Source organism: Isoptericola dokdonensis DS-3, from assembly GCF_001636295.1.
GTDB classification, from domain to species: domain Bacteria; phylum Actinomycetota; class Actinomycetes; order Actinomycetales; family Cellulomonadaceae; genus Isoptericola; species Isoptericola dokdonensis.
The window spans coordinates 2,053,783-2,067,862 of sequence record NZ_CP014209.1 but is presented as its reverse complement, the minus strand read 5'-3'; the positions used below and the strand labels follow the sequence as shown (position 1 = coordinate 2,067,862).

10 protein-coding genes are annotated in these 14,080 nt (G+C 73.5%); 8 read left to right on the top strand and 2 right to left on the bottom strand.

Annotated elements, in window-relative coordinates:
• The first annotated feature begins 10 nt into the window (after nucleotides 1-10).
• Nucleotides 11-919, top strand: coding sequence for a CAP domain-containing protein (locus I598_RS09640; RefSeq protein WP_198155667.1), 909 nt, complete (start codon nucleotides 11-13; stop codon nucleotides 917-919).
• A gap of 6 nt (nucleotides 920-925) precedes the next feature.
• Here the strand turns inward: I598_RS09640 and I598_RS09635 are convergent, their stop codons facing one another.
• A complete protein-coding gene (locus I598_RS09635; RefSeq protein WP_232314124.1) occupies nucleotides 926-2,362 on the bottom strand; it encodes a TrkH family potassium uptake protein in 1,437 nt (478 codons plus the stop codon).
• Between the two features lie 82 nt (nucleotides 2,363-2,444).
• On the opposite strand from I598_RS09635, the gene I598_RS09630 reads away from it, so the two are divergent.
• Complete coding sequence (locus tag I598_RS09630) at nucleotides 2,445-3,122, top strand: MBL fold metallo-hydrolase (protein ID WP_198155666.1); 678 nt, start codon at nucleotides 2,445-2,447, stop codon at nucleotides 3,120-3,122.
• 37 nt (nucleotides 3,123-3,159) lie between these two features.
• On the opposite strand, the gene I598_RS09625 is transcribed toward I598_RS09630, so the two are convergent.
• Nucleotides 3,160-4,179, bottom strand: a complete 1,020-nt coding sequence (locus I598_RS09625; RefSeq protein WP_068202778.1) for a serine hydrolase domain-containing protein — start codon at nucleotides 4,177-4,179, stop codon at nucleotides 3,160-3,162.
• Between the two features lie 100 nt (nucleotides 4,180-4,279).
• On the opposite strand from I598_RS09625, the gene I598_RS09620 reads away from it, so the two are divergent.
• The 6 genes from I598_RS09620 to I598_RS09595 all read left to right on the top strand — a co-directional run bounded on the left by I598_RS09620 (nucleotide 4,280) and on the right by I598_RS09595 (nucleotide 14,011).
• A complete protein-coding gene (locus I598_RS09620) occupies nucleotides 4,280-5,278 on the top strand; it encodes a phosphatase PAP2 family protein (RefSeq protein WP_232314123.1) in 999 nt (332 codons plus the stop codon).
• Between the two features lie 386 nt (nucleotides 5,279-5,664).
• Complete coding sequence (locus I598_RS09615; RefSeq protein ID WP_068202777.1) at nucleotides 5,665-7,710, top strand: beta-galactosidase; 2,046 nt, start codon at nucleotides 5,665-5,667, stop codon at nucleotides 7,708-7,710.
• A gap of 121 nt (nucleotides 7,711-7,831) precedes the next feature.
• Entirely contained in the window at nucleotides 7,832-9,085 is a 1,254-nt protein-coding gene (locus I598_RS09610) for a sugar ABC transporter substrate-binding protein (RefSeq protein ID WP_068202776.1), read from the top strand.
• A gap of 106 nt (nucleotides 9,086-9,191) precedes the next feature.
• Nucleotides 9,192-10,796, top strand: a complete 1,605-nt coding sequence (locus I598_RS09605; RefSeq protein ID WP_068202775.1) for an ABC transporter permease subunit — start codon at nucleotides 9,192-9,194, stop codon at nucleotides 10,794-10,796.
• On the top strand, nucleotides 10,796-11,698 hold the full coding sequence (locus I598_RS09600) for a sugar ABC transporter permease (RefSeq protein ID WP_068202774.1): 903 nt from the start codon (nucleotides 10,796-10,798) through the stop codon (nucleotides 11,696-11,698). Before I598_RS09605 ends, I598_RS09600 begins: the two co-directional genes overlap by 1 nt.
• Nucleotides 11,699-11,782: 84 nt before the next feature.
• A complete protein-coding gene (locus I598_RS09595; RefSeq protein ID WP_083973113.1) occupies nucleotides 11,783-14,011 on the top strand; it encodes a glycosyl hydrolase 53 family protein in 2,229 nt (742 codons plus the stop codon).
• The last annotated feature ends 69 nt before the right edge of the window (nucleotides 14,012-14,080 follow it).

The window sequence follows — 14,080 nt, the reverse complement described above, 5'->3', positions numbered from 1 at the left end:
CGGTGCAGCGGTGACGAAGCGTCGGGGAGCGTCGGGGTGGCGGCAGGTGACCAGCCTGCTGGCGGCGTTCGGCGCCGGGGCGGTGCTGGTGCTGGCCGGGGGCGCGTTCGCGCCCGACCTGATGCGGCTGCCCGAACCGCCCGCCGCGCTCGCCTCTCCCTGGTCGCGCACGCCCGACGACGCGGCCGCGTCGCGGGGCGGCGCCGACGTCCACGCCGATCCCTCGGTGCCGCCCTCCGCGGCCCCGGATACTGCGACCGACGACCCGACCGACGACCCGACCGACGACCCGACCGACGACCCGACCGACGGCCCGTCCGACGGCTCGAGCGACGACGGCACCGATGACGGCGGGCGGGGCGGGCGGGACGTCGACCGGCCGGACGACGCCTGGGACACCGGCGACGACCGCGGTGACACCGCGGCCGGGGACGACGACGACCCCGGCGTGCAGGACGACGCCGACGCCGACGGCGCCACGGAGGACGAGGCGGGTGCCGGGGACACCACCGAGCGGCCGGCCGCGGACGCTGCCGAGCAGCCGGCCACGGACGCCGCTGCGGTGCTGGCGCTCGTCGACGCGGAGCGTGCGGCGGCCGGCTGCCCTGCCCTGCGGGCGGACACCGCGCTGGACGGCCTGGGCGCGGCGCACGCGGCGGACATGCGCGACCGCGGCTACTTCGACCACACCGACCCGGACGGACGCACCCCGTGGGACCGCGCCGCGGCGGCGGGGGTCGACGGCGTGGCGGCGGAGAACATCGCGCGCGGCCAGGCGGACGCGGCGGCCGTGGTCGCGGCGTGGATGGACAGCCCCGGGCATCGCGCGAACATCCTGGACTGCTCCCTGACCCGGCACGGTCTGGGGCGTGCGGACGGCTCGGGCGGGCCGTGGTGGGTGCAGGTCTTCGGCCGCTGACCCTCGTCACCCGACGAGCGCGGACCCCTCCGGGTACCGGTAGACCTTGGCCCGCTCCCGCAGCGCCAGCCCGGTGCCGAGGGTGATGGGGCCGAGGCGCCCGAGGAACATAAGGACGACGAGCACGACCTGGTGCCACTGGTCGAGGTCCGCGGTGATGCCGGTGGACAGACCGGTGGTGGAGAACGCGGAGACGACCTCGAAGAGGACCCGGTCCAGCGCGAACCGCTCGGGTGGCACCGTGACCGTGATGAAGAGGGTGGCGGTGATGACGAGGGCCACGGAGCTCAGGGCGACGACGAGCGCCTGGCGCAGCGTGGACGGCATGACGCGCCGGTCGAAGACGGTCACCTCGGTGTCGCCGCGCAGCTCGGACCAGATGATGAAGGCGAGCAGCGCGAACGTGCCCACCTTGACCCCGCCGGCGGTCCCGGCGGAGCCGCCGCCGATGAACATCAGGACGTCCGTGAGGAACCACGAGCCGTGGTTCATCCCGGAGACGTCGATCGCGTTGAACCCGGCGGTGCGGGTCATCACTGAGTGCGTGAACGACGCGAGCATCTTGCCGGGCACGTCGAGCGGCCCCATGGTCCGCGGGTTCGCCCACTCGACGGCGAGGAAGAACAGGGTGCCGACCGCCAGGAGGATCGCCGTCGTCCCGACGGTGAGCCGCGTGTGCATGCTCCAGCGGGACATGGTGAACAGGGCCTGCCGGCGTCCCTCCACCCGGGGTGTCCTGGCGTGCCGCCACAGCTCGATGAGGACGGGGAACCCGAGGCCGCCGACGATGACGGCCGCGCTGAGCGGCAGGCAGACCCACGGGTCCGCGACGAACCGCACGAGGTTGTCCGAGTAGATCGAGAACCCGGCGTTGTTGAACGACGACACCGAGTGGAAGAACCCGGACCACAGGGCGTGCCCGACGCCCTCGTCGTACCCGACGACCAGCCGGGCGGCGACGACGAGGCCGAGCGCGACCTCGGCCACGAGGGTGATCCACAGGGCGCCGACCATGATGCGCTTGACGTCGCCCAGGCCGACGGAGTGGGTCGACTCGGCGGCGACGAGGCGGCTGCGCAGGCCGAGACGACGGGTCAGCACGAGGCCGAGCAGCGACGCGACGGTCATCACGCCGAACCCGCCGATCTGGATGAGGACGAGGATGACGGTCTGGCCGAACGGGGTCCAGAACGTCTGGGTGTCGACGACGGTCAGCCCGGTGACGCAGGTGGCGGAGGTCGCGGTGAACAGCGCCTCGACGAACGACGCCCGCTGCCCGGTCGCGGAGACGGGCAGCAGGAGCAGGGCGGTGCCGATGCCGATGGCGGTGAGGAACCCCAGGGCGACCACCTGGGCGGGTCGACGGCGCAGGCTCGTCGCGGCCGGGCGCCCGGTGCCGGGACGTCCGGGGTGCCGCCGTCCCGGCGGGGTGGGTGGTCGCACGTGCCTCATTGTGGGGATCGGGGCGCCCGGACGCCAGACGGGCCACGTAGGGTCGTGGCGAGGACGACGGACGGAGGTCGACGTGGCGGGGATCGGTCTGACGACGTGGGGGCACGCCGGGGTGCGGCTGGAGCGCGACGGGGTGCGCCTGGTGATCGACCCGGGCTCGTTCACGGATCCGGCGGTGCTGGACGGCGCCGCGGCCGTGCTCGTCACGCACGAGCACCCGGACCACGTGGTGCCCGAACGCCTCGCCGCCGCCCTGGAGTCCTCGCCGGCGCTCGCGGTGTGGGCGCCGGCGCCCGTCGTCGACGCGCTGCGCTCGGCCGGCGCGCCGACGGACCGGATCCACGCCGTCGGGCCGGGTGAGTCCTTCACCGCGGCAGGCTTCGCGGCGCGGGTGCTGCCGGGCGGCGAGCACGCCCCGATCCACCCGGCCGTGGCCGTCCCGGTGAACCTCGCCTACCTGGTGGAGGGCGCGGTGCTGCACCCGGGCGACTCGTGGACCCCGGTGCCGGGCGACGTCACGGTGGACGTCCTCGCCCTGCCCGTCGGCGGCCCGTGGGTGAAGATCGCGGACGCCGTGGACTACGCCGTGGCCGTCGCCCCGCGCGTCGTGGTGCCGATCCACGACGCCGTCCTGTCGGACGTCGGCAAGGGTGCGGCGGACCGCGTCGGGGGCGGTCTCGTGGACCGGCTCCTGGGGCGGCCGGCGTATCGGCGTCTCGCGGTGGACGAGGTGCTCGCCGTCGAGGGCTGAGCCCGCCGTCAGGGCCGGAGCCTGGTCGCCGGGCCCGTCAGGTGCCGTCGGTGGACGCGAGCAGGCGCATCGTGGCGAGCGTCAGGCTGCGCGAGTGGTTCGTCAGCGCCACGACGGCGTCGCCCCGGCCCGGGCGCAGGCACAGCATCGAGCGGAACCCGCCGGTGCCGCCGGAGTGCCAGACGACACGGTCTCCCGCGGCGGACTCCCCGGCGAGCTGCCAGCCGAGCCCGACGTGGGGCCCGTGCGGGGCGGTGGCCCGGCGGATCGCCGCCCCGAGGTCGTCGGCGGGCGGGCGCAGGTGGGCGGCGGCCCAGTCGAGCTGGTCGCGGGCGGTGGAGAGCAGGGCCCCCGCACCGGGCAGCGCCTCGAGGTTCCACGCGACCGCGGCGGACCGGCGCCGGTGGTGCCCGGTGGCGGTGCGCGCACGCTGCTCGGGTGTCGCCTGCCCGCGGGTGCCGGTGTCCGCCAGCCCGAGCGGCCGCGTGATCCGGTCCCGGACGAGGTCCGCCCACGGCGTGCCCGCCCGGCGGGCGAGCGCGACGCCCAGCAGCCCGAACCCGCTGTTCGAGTAGGCCTGCCGGCCGGTCCCCGGCGTGCGGCGCAGCCGGCCGGTGCGGATCGCCTCCAGCAGCACGGGTTCGGTGTGGTCGCGGTACGGGTCGATGCCGCGCAGCACGTCGACGGTGCTCCCGAGCGCCGACAGGTGCACCCGCGGCAGCCCGGAGGTGTGCGTCGCGAGGTGCCGCAGCGTCACGGGCACGCCGTCGCGCCCGAGCCCGGCGACCTCGTCCACGAGCTCCCCGACGGGCGTGTCCAGGGTGACCTCGCCCGCGACCACGGCCCGCGCCAGGAGGACGCCCGTGAACGTCTTCGTGATCGACCCGATCTCGTGCCGGGTCGCGACGTCCGGTGCCGGGCCGTCCGGGAGCGTCGTCCGTCCCGCCGCCCGGTACGTCGTCGTCCCGTCCGGGGCCAGGTGCCCGACCACGACGCCGACCCGTCGTCGTGCGGCCCGGGCGACGAACCGGTCCAGGAGCGCGGCGACGTCCGTCATGGCCCCCAGGCTAAGGCGGTGGTGGGCGGCGCGGTGGCCCCTGCGGCGACCTCACCGCGCGTCCACGCGGGCACCACAACTGCTCGGTAGGCTGACCTGCGTGAACGTCGACACCCGGGAGCAGCCCGCTGCCGTGCCGCCGACGGTGCCGATCGCGGGACCGTCGTCGGCTCCTCACCATGCCGCCCGGGACCCGCAGCGGCCCGCACCCCAGGTCCGGCGGATCCCCCGGGTCGTGGCCGCCCTCGTCGCCGTGCTCGCGGCCGTCGGCGTCGGGCTCACCTACCGGCTGTTCGTCACCACCACCCTCGGCCAGCACGTCGACGAGCTCGCCCGCGAGGGTGCCGTGCACGGCCAGGACAGCCTGTGGCGCGTCGCCGGACCCGTGCTCGACGTCGTCTCCGAGTCGTTCGTCGTCATCGGCATCAGCGTCGCCATGGCTGTCGCCCTCGTGCGCCGCCGCTGGGTCCTCGCGCTCCAGGTCGCCGTCCTGGTCGGCGGCGCCAACCTCACCACCCAGGTGCTCAAGCGCTACGTGCTGGACCGCCCCGACCTGCTCGACGGCTGGAACGGGGCGAACAGCCTCCCCAGCGGGCACACCACCATCGCCGCGTCCGTCTCCGTCGCGCTCCTGCTCGCCACCCCCCGCTCCTGGCGGTCGGTCGTGGCGCTCGCCGGCGGTGCGTACACCGCCGCCACCGGCGTCTCGACGCTGGTCGGGCAGTGGCACCGCCCCTCCGACGTCGTCGCGGCCGTCCTCGTCGTCCTCGCCTGGGGCGCGCTGGTCTGCGCGTTCACCCCGGCCAGCTCCCTCGACGTCGCCCCGCGCCGGCACCGGCTGCCGTCCGGCGAGCCGCGCCCGCACGCCTTCGCGTCTCCCGGGTCGTCCGTCGTCGGCTGCCTGCTGCTCCTCGGCGCCGCCGTCACCGGCGCGATCTCCGCCGCCGCGACGCTGCGCCTCGCACGCGCCGACACTCTCGGCGTCTCCCCGGACATCGGCGCCTACGCCACCGGTGCGCTCGCCGTCCTGGCCGTCACCGCGCTCGCCTTCGGAGTGCTGCTCCTGCTGCGCCAGGCCACCGCTCGCCCGCGCGACTGACCGGGGCCGCTCACCCGCCCAGCCGTGACGCCGGTGCGGTGCGCACGGTCCCGTCGTCGAGCGTCCAGGTGACGGTCTCCGCGTCCTCGTCCGCCGCCCCGCTGCGGTTTCTCATGTATCGACCGACCCATCCCTGAGCGACCGCAGCGCCGGCGGCAGCCGTGACGCACTTCCTCAGGCATCGACCGGATGATGCGTGAGGAAGCGCAGCGGCGCCGACGCACGGTGGCGGCGGTCGCGCCCGAGCCTCGCCGCGGACCGTGCGCGGTCACAGTTTCGTTACGGCGCTGTGCGGGGGTTGTCACGCTCACGAAACGTGCGGCTATGCTGTGACCGTTCACAGCACCAACCGCGCCACGGTGGCGCGACAGGAGGCACGCCGCACCATGGCCGTCACGACCTGGCCGACCGGCTCCGCGCTCGGCTACGGGGGCGACTACAACCCCGAGCAGTGGCCCCGCGAGACGTGGGACGCCGACGTGGCCCTCATGGCGGAGGCCGGCGTCAACTTCGTCAGCGTCGGGATCTTCTCCTGGGCGATGCTCGAGCCCCGCGAGGGCGAGCACGACTTCGCCTGGCTCGACGAGCTGCTCGACCTGCTGCACTCCCGCGGCATCATGGTCGACCTCGCGACGCCGACGGCGGCGCCTCCGGCCTGGTTCTTCGCCACCTACCCCGAGGCGCGCGTCGTCACCCGCGACGGCGTCCCGATGGGTCCCGGCTCCCGCGGCGCGGCGTCCCCGTCGCACCCCGCCTACCAGCGCGCCGCCCGCGACATCGCGTCGCGCATCGCCGAGCGCTACGCCGACCACCCCGCCGTCGTCATGTGGCACGTCCACAACGAGTACGGCGCCCCCGTGGGCGAGGACTTCTCGGAGGCCGCGCTGACCGCCTGGCGGATCTGGCTGCGGCAGCGCTACGGCACCCTCGACGGGCTCAACGCGGCCTGGGGCACGAAGTTCTGGGGCCAGGTCTACGGCGAGTGGGAGCACGTCATGCTCCCCGGCCCGACGCCGTCGGTGCGCAACCAGGCGCAGGTCCTCGACTTCGCACGGTTCACCGACCACCAGCTCCGCGCGCTGTTCGTCGCCGAGCGCGACGCGATCCGCCGGTACTCCGACAAGCCGGTCACCACGAACTTCATGGCGAACGAGTGCCCCACCACCGACCTGTGGGCGTGGGCGCGCGAGGTGGACGTCGTCTCCAACGACCACTACCTCACCGCCGCGGACCCGCGCGCCCACGTCGGCCTGGCCCTGGCCGCCGACCTCACCCGCTCCGTCGCGGGCGGGCGTCCGTGGATCCTCATGGAGCACTCCAGCTCCGGCGTGAACTGGCAGCCCCGCAACATCGCCAAGCGGCCGGGGGAGATGGCGCGCAACTCGCTGTCCCACGTCGCCCGCGGCGCCGACGTCGTCGGGTTCTTCCAGTGGCGCGCCTCCCGGGTGGGCGCCGAGAAGTTCCACTCGGCGATGCTGCCGCACGCCGGCACCGACTCCCGGGTGTGGCGCGAGGTCGTCGACCTCGGCGCGCACGTGGGTGCGCTGGCGCCCGTCCAGGGCTCCACCGTGCGCGCGGACGTCGCGCTGCTGTGGGACACCGAGTCCCACTGGGCGCAGGACCAGGAGTGGCGGCCGTCGGTCGACCTCACGCACAGAGAACGGACGCGCGCCTACTACGAGCGGCTGTGGCGCGACGGCGTGACGACCGACTTCGCGCACCCCGAGGCGGACCTGTCGGGGTACAGGCTGGTCGTCGCCCCGGCGTCGTACCTGCTCACCGCGGCCGCGGCGGCGAACCTCACCCGGTACGTCGAGGCGGGCGGCACCCTGGTCGTGTCCTGCTTCTCGGCGGTCGTGGACGAGCACGACGCCGTGCACGCCGGCGGTTTCGCCGCGCCGCTGCGCGACGTCCTCGGCGTCCGCGTCCAGGAGTTCCTGCCGCTGCGCGAGGCCGAGTCGACGAAGGTCGCGTGGAGCGGGTCCGCCGAGAGCGCCGGGCGCACGCTCGCCGCGAGCGTCTGGCACGAGCACGTCACCCCCGTGGGTGCCGAGACCGTCGCCACGCACCTCGACGGCCCCGCCGCCGGGATGCCCGCCGTGACCCGGAACGCCCACGGCGCCGGGCACGCCTGGTACGTCGCCACGGTCCTGGACGTCACCGAGCTCGCCACCGTCCTGGGCGACGTCTACGCCGACGCAGGCGTCACGCCGTCGGGGCTCGCCGAGGACCTGGAGGTCGTCGTCCGGCGCGCCGACGACGCGGACTACACCTTCGCGATCAACCACACCGACTCCCCGGCCGTCGTGCCCGGGGTCACCGGGACGGCGCTGGGCGACGGGACCGACGTCGGCCCCGACCTGACCGTCCCCGCGGGCGACGTCGTCGTCGTGCGCACCCCCGCGACGCCCGGAGGTGATCCGGCGTCCTGACCCGACCCGGCGGGCGTCAGCCCGTCGCAGCAGCCCAGTTCGCACCCTGAGCCCCGCTCAGTTCGCAGTGTCGCGAGGAAAGCCCCGGAAGGCATCGCGGCCACGTCCGGAAGGAACCACCATGCGCAAGACCACCCTGTCGGTCGCCGCCGTCGCCACGATGGCGTTGCTCGCCTCGTGCAGCGGCGGCACCGAGCCCGAGCCCGCCGCCAGCGAGCCGGCGGCCGCGTCGTCCGCCCCCGCGGCGTCCGGCAGCCTCGTGGTGTGGGTCGACGAGAACCGTCAGCCCGCCGTCGAGGCGGCCGCCGAGGACTTCACCGCCGAGACCGGCGTCGAGGTCGAGACGGTCGTGAAGAACTTCGAGGACATCCGCGCGGACTTCCTCGCCCAGGTCCCCACGGGCGAGGGCCCGGACATCACGATCGGCGCCCATGACTGGCTGGGCTCGCTCATCGTCAACGGCGTCGTCGACACGATCGACCTCGGCGGGCGCGAGTCCGAGTTCGAGGACGTCGCGATCGAGGCCATGACCTACGACGGCCAGCTGTACGGCCTGCCGTACGCCCTGGAGTCGGTGGCGCTGGTCCGCAACACGGAGCTCGCGCCGGAGCCGGCGCCCGCGACGTTCGACGAGATGGTCGCCGCCGCGGGGGAGACCGACGCGAAGCTGCCGTTCGTCATCAACACGGCCGGTGCCGACGGTGACGCCTACACCTACTACGCCTTCCAGACCTCGTTCGGTGCGCCGGTGTTCGTGCAGAACGAGGACGGCTCGTACACGACCGAGATCGGCATGGGCGGCGACGAGGGCTACGCCTACGCGGACTGGCTGGCCGAGCAGGGCCAGGCGGGCGAGGGCGTGCTGAGCACCGACTGGACCTACGACATCGCGAACCAGGAGTTCTCCGACGGCAACGCCCCCTACACGGTGGCGGGCCCGTGGGCCATCTCGACGTTCACCGACGCGGGCGTCGACGTCGCCGTCGACCCGATCCCGTCCGCCGGTGGCGAGACCGCCGCGCCGTTCGTGGGCGTGCAGGGCTTCTACCTGTCGGCGCAGAGCGAGAACAAGCTCGTCGCGACGCAGTTCCTCACGAACTACATCACCACCGACGAGGCCATGCAGGCGCTCTACGACGCCGACCCGCGCCTCCCGGCGTTCAGCACCACGGCGGAGGCCGTCGCGTCCGACCCGATCGTGGCGGGCTTCCTCGCCTCGGCCCAGCAGGGCACCCCGATGCCGTCCATCCCCGAGATGGGCGACGTGTGGGACCACTGGAACGCCGCCGAGGCGTCGATCATCTCCGGCCAGGCGAAGCCGAAGGCCGCGTGGGACAAGATGCTCGCGGACCTCGACACCACGCTGAACGGCTGATCGCACCCTGACCCGGGCGGGGGGCGGCTTGCGCGCCGCGGCGCCCCCCGCCCGTTCCACCACCCCGACCCCGCCGGCACACCTGCCCGTCCCGAGAAGAGGACCGATGTCGACCGACACCACCCCGCCTCCCGTGCGGGAGTCGCACGCCCGCACGTGGGAGGGGACCGGCTGGGGCTTCGCCGCCAAGCTCGTGCTCATGGCCGCGGTGAACGCCCTCGGGATCTACGTCGCGTGGTCGGCGTGGACGGTGGACCAGTGGGGCGTGCTCGTCGGGTCGCTGGCGCTGGTCGTCGTCGCGGACGTCGTGTACTTCTCGCGGCGTCGGCTGGCCGGCAAGTACATCTACCCGGGCCTGGTGTTCCTGCTGGTGTTCCAGGTGTTCACGATGGCCTACACGGTCTACGTGGCCACGACGAACTACGGGACGGGCCACAACAGCACCCAGGAGCAGGCGGTCGACGCGCTGCTCATCCAGAACGAGCGCCCGGTCGAGGACGCGCCGACGTACCCGCTGACGATCGTGCGGTCGGGCGAGGACGTCGGGTTCGCCGTCGTCGACGAGTCCGGGCAGGTGCTCGTCGGCACGGCCGCCGAGCCGATGGAGGCGGCGGCGGGCGCGACGACGGACGGCGACCGGGTCACGGGTGTCCCGGGCTACGACGTCGTGGACCTCGGCACGCTGCTCGCCGACCCGGCGCTCCAGGAGGAGGTGCTGGCGCTGCGCGTGCCGGCCTCGCAGGACGCCGACGACGGGTCGTACCGCACCCGTGAGGGGACGCGGGCGACGGTGTACTCGTCGTCGCTCGACTGGGACCCGGACGCGCAGACGATGACGGACTCCACCACCGGGACGGTGTACTCCGCCGACGGTGAGACGGGGCAGTTCGTCGCCGCGGACGGCAGCACGCTGACGGTCGGCTGGCGCGTCGGCGTGGGGCTGGAGAACTTCACGACGGCGTTCACGAACCCGAACTACGCGGGCCCGTTCTGGAAGATCACGGCCTGGACGTTCGCGTTCGCGTTCCTCACCGTGGCGTCGAGCTTCCTGCTCGGTCTCGCCATCGCCCTGCTGTTCGACGACAAGCGGCTGCGTGGCCGCCGGGTGATGCGGACCCTGTTCATCCTGCCGTACGCGTTCCCCGCGTTCCTCTCGGCGCTGCTGTGGCAGGGCATGCTCAACGCGAACCCGGACTACGGGATCGTCAACAGCCTGTTCTTCTTCGGTGCGCGCATCGAGTGGCTCACGGACCCGTGGCTCGCGAAGCTCGCGATCCTGGGTGTGAACCTGTGGCTGACGTTCCCGTACTTCTTCCTCGTGTGCACCGGGGCGATGCAGTCGCTGCCGAACGAGCTGGAAGAGGCGGCGCGGATCGACGGCGCGAGCCGCTGGCGGCACTTCCGCGCGATCCAGCTCCCGCTGCTGCTCATCTCGACGACCCCGCTGCTCATCGCGAGCTTCGCGTTCAACTTCAACAACTTCGTCATCGTCTACATGCTCACCGGCGGCGGTCCACGGTTCACCGACACGTCCGCGCCGCTGGGTCACACCGACATCCTCATCACGATGATCTACCAGATCTCCGGGGTGCAGGGCGGCAGCGCCGACTACGGCCTGGCGAGCGCCCTGTCGATCATCGTGTTCCTGGTCGTGGGAGCCGTCTCGGCCTTCGCGTTCCGTCGCACCCGCAAGCTCGAGGAGGTCCTGTGATGACCGCGACCACCGACTCCCCGGTCGTCACCCCCGACGCGTCCCGCCGGGGCGCCCGCCGCCGCCGCTGGTGGCTGGAGGTCGGCTGGAAGTACCCCCTGGCGGCCGTCGTCGTGTTCTACGCGGCGTTCCCGCTGGCCTACGTGCTGTCGGCGTCGCTGTCGCCGTCCGGCACGCTGACGGGCAGCACGCAGCTGTTCCGCGAGATCTCGGCGCAGAACTTCTCCGCGCTCGGTGACACGCGCTTCTGGCAGTGGGCCGGCAACAGCCTGGTGATCGCGCTGAGCGTGGTCGTGGGCGCGGTGCTCATGGGTGCGGCGGCCGCCTACGCGTTCAGCCGGTTCCGGTTCACCGGGCGCCGGGTGTCGCTGACGTCCCTGCTGGTGGTGCAGATGTTCCCGCAGATGCTCGCGTTCATCGCGATCTTCCTGCTGCTGCTCACGCTCGGGGAGGTCGTGCCGGCGCTGGGGCTGAACTCCAAGCTCGCCCTGATCTGCGTCTACCTGGGTGGCGCGCTGGGGAGCAACACGTTCCTCATGTACGGGTTCTTCAACACGGTCCCGCGGGAGCTGGACGAGGCGGCGAAGATCGACGGCGCGACCCACGCGCAGACGTACTGGACGATCATCCTGCGCCTGGTGACGCCGATCCTGGCGACGGTCGCGCTGCTGACGTTCGTCGCGACGTTCGGCGACTTCATCCTGGCGCGCGTCGTGCTGACCTCCGAGCAGAACTGGACGCTGGCCGTGGGCATGTACGGCTGGGTGTCCGACCAGCTCAACGCCAACTGGGGCCTGTTCGCGGCGGGTGCCGTGATCGCGGCGCTGCCGATCCTGGCCCTGTTCCTGTTCCTGCAGAAGTACATCGTGGGCGGGCTGACGTCCGGGTCCGTCAAGGGCTGAGGCGTCCGCGCGGCCGGCCCGCCGGGTCGGCCGCGCGGGCGTCGACCTCACTGCCGAGATCACCGTCGATCGAGAGGAAAGACCATGAGCAGCGCAGCGCGCCGCGCACTGGGAGCGTTCACAGGGTTGGTCGTGGCGGGCACCGCCGCCACCGCACCGGCCGTCGCCGCCGAGGACGGTCCCGTCGAGGCGGGCATCAGCGTCCAGAAGGTCGACGGCCTCGCGGCCGACTTCGACCTCGGCGTCGACGTGTCCTCCGTGCTCTCCCTGGAGGCCAGCGGCGTCGTGTTCCGCGACGCGGCCGGCGAGCCCGCCGACCTGTTCGACGTGCTCGCCGACGCCGGGGTCACCGACGTGCGCGTGCGCGTCTGGAACGACCCGTGGGACGCCCAGGGCCGCGGCTACGGAGGCGGCAACACCGACGTGCCCCGCGCCGTCGAGATCGGGCAGCGCGCCACGGCCGCCGGGCTCGGCGTGCTGGTCGACTTCCACTACTCCGACTTCTGGGCCGACCCCGCCAAGCAGCACGCGCCCAAGGCCTGGGAGGCGCTCGACGTCGACGGCAAGGTCGCCGCCGTCGGGGAGTTCACCCACGACGCGCTCGCCGCGTTGGCCGACGCCGCGGTCGACGTCGAGACCGTCCAGATCGGCAACGAGACGAACAACGGCGTCGCCGGGGTCACCGCGTGGCCGGACCGCGCCCGCATGTTCTCCGCGGGCAGCGCCGCCGTCCGCGACGTGTTCCCGGACGCCCAGGTCGCCCTGCACTTCACCAACCCCGAGACGGCCGGCCGGTACGCCGGGTATGCCGCGCAGCTCGACACGTACGACGTCGACTACGACGTCTTCGCCAGCTCCTACTACCCGTACTGGCACGGCACCCTGACGAACCTGACGAACGTGCTGTCGTCGGTGTCGACGACGTACGGCAAGGACGTCATGGTCGCCGAGACGTCGTGGGCGTACACGCTGGACGAGGGCGACGGTCACACCAACACCATCCAGACCGCTTACCCGCAGTACCCCACCAGCGTGCAGGGCCAGGCCACCGAGGTGCGTGACGTGGTGGCGGCCGTGTCCGCCGTCGGGGACGCCGGGATCGGCGTCTACTACTGGGAGCCCGCCTGGCTGCCCGTCGGCCCGCCCGAGGAGTGGGAGGCCAACCAGGCGTTGTGGCAGGAGCACGGCTCCGGCTGGGCCACCAGCTACGCCGGCGAGTACGACCCCGAGGACGCGGGGCAGTGGTACGGCGGGTCGTCGTGGGAGAACCAGGCGATGTTCGACTTCGCGGGCAACCCGCTGGAGTCGCTGAACGTCTTCTCCTACGTCCGCACGGGTGCCGTCGCCCCGCGCGAGGTCACGGGCGTGACGCCCGCCGAGGTGCGGCTCGTCGCCGGGGAGCCCGTGGAGCTGCCCGCGACCGTGGACGTCGCGTACAACGACGGGGCCACCGAGCCGCAGGCGGTCACCTGGGACGCCGACGACGTCGCCGCGATCGACGGCGTGGGCTCGTACGAGGTCGCCGGGGTCACCGACGCGGGGGTGGACGTCACCGTCACCGTGCTCGTGCAGGTCCGCAACCACCTCGTCGACGGCAGCTTCGAGGAGGGCAGCTCCGCGTGGACGATCACCGGGACCGGGGCGGCCGTCGCCCGCACCGCGAACTCTGCGGACCTCGACCACTCCGTGGACTTCTGGCACGGCGCCGACTACGCGTTCGAGGTCTCGCAGACCGTGACCGGCCTGGAGCCGGGCGAGTACCGGGTGTCGGCCACCACGCAGGGCGGTGACGGCGCTGCCTCCGACTCGCGCGTGCTGAGCCTGACGTCCGGGGACGCGTCGGTCACGGCGCCGCTCGACCTCGCCGGCTGGCAGACGTGGCGCACCGCCACGACCGGGACGCTCACCGTGGGGGCCGACGGCACCGCCACGGTGACCGCCGCCTTCGACCTCGTCGCCGGGGCCTGGGGCACCGTGGACGCATTCGTCTTGGAGCGGGTCGGGGACACCCTGCCGTCGTACTCCGCCTACGACGCCACCGCGACCTACACGGCCGGGGACCGGGTGGTCGTGGACGGGCGCGTCTTCGAGGCGCTGTGGTGGACCCGCGGCGCCACGCCGGGCGCGTCGCCGTGGGGCGCGTGGGCCGAGATCGCCGAGACGGCTGACGGCACCTCCGTGTGGACCGGCTCGCGGGTGTTCGTCGCGGGTGACGTCGTCAGCCACGACGGCGTGACGTACGTCGCGCAGTGGTGGACCCGCAACCAGGTGCCCGGCGTGTCGGCGCGGGGCCCCTGGGAGCGACAGGCCTGATCTCCGTCACCCCAGAGGGGTGGAGGGCGGCCTGTGGACCGGGCGCGCCGACGGCGGCACTCGTGGGTA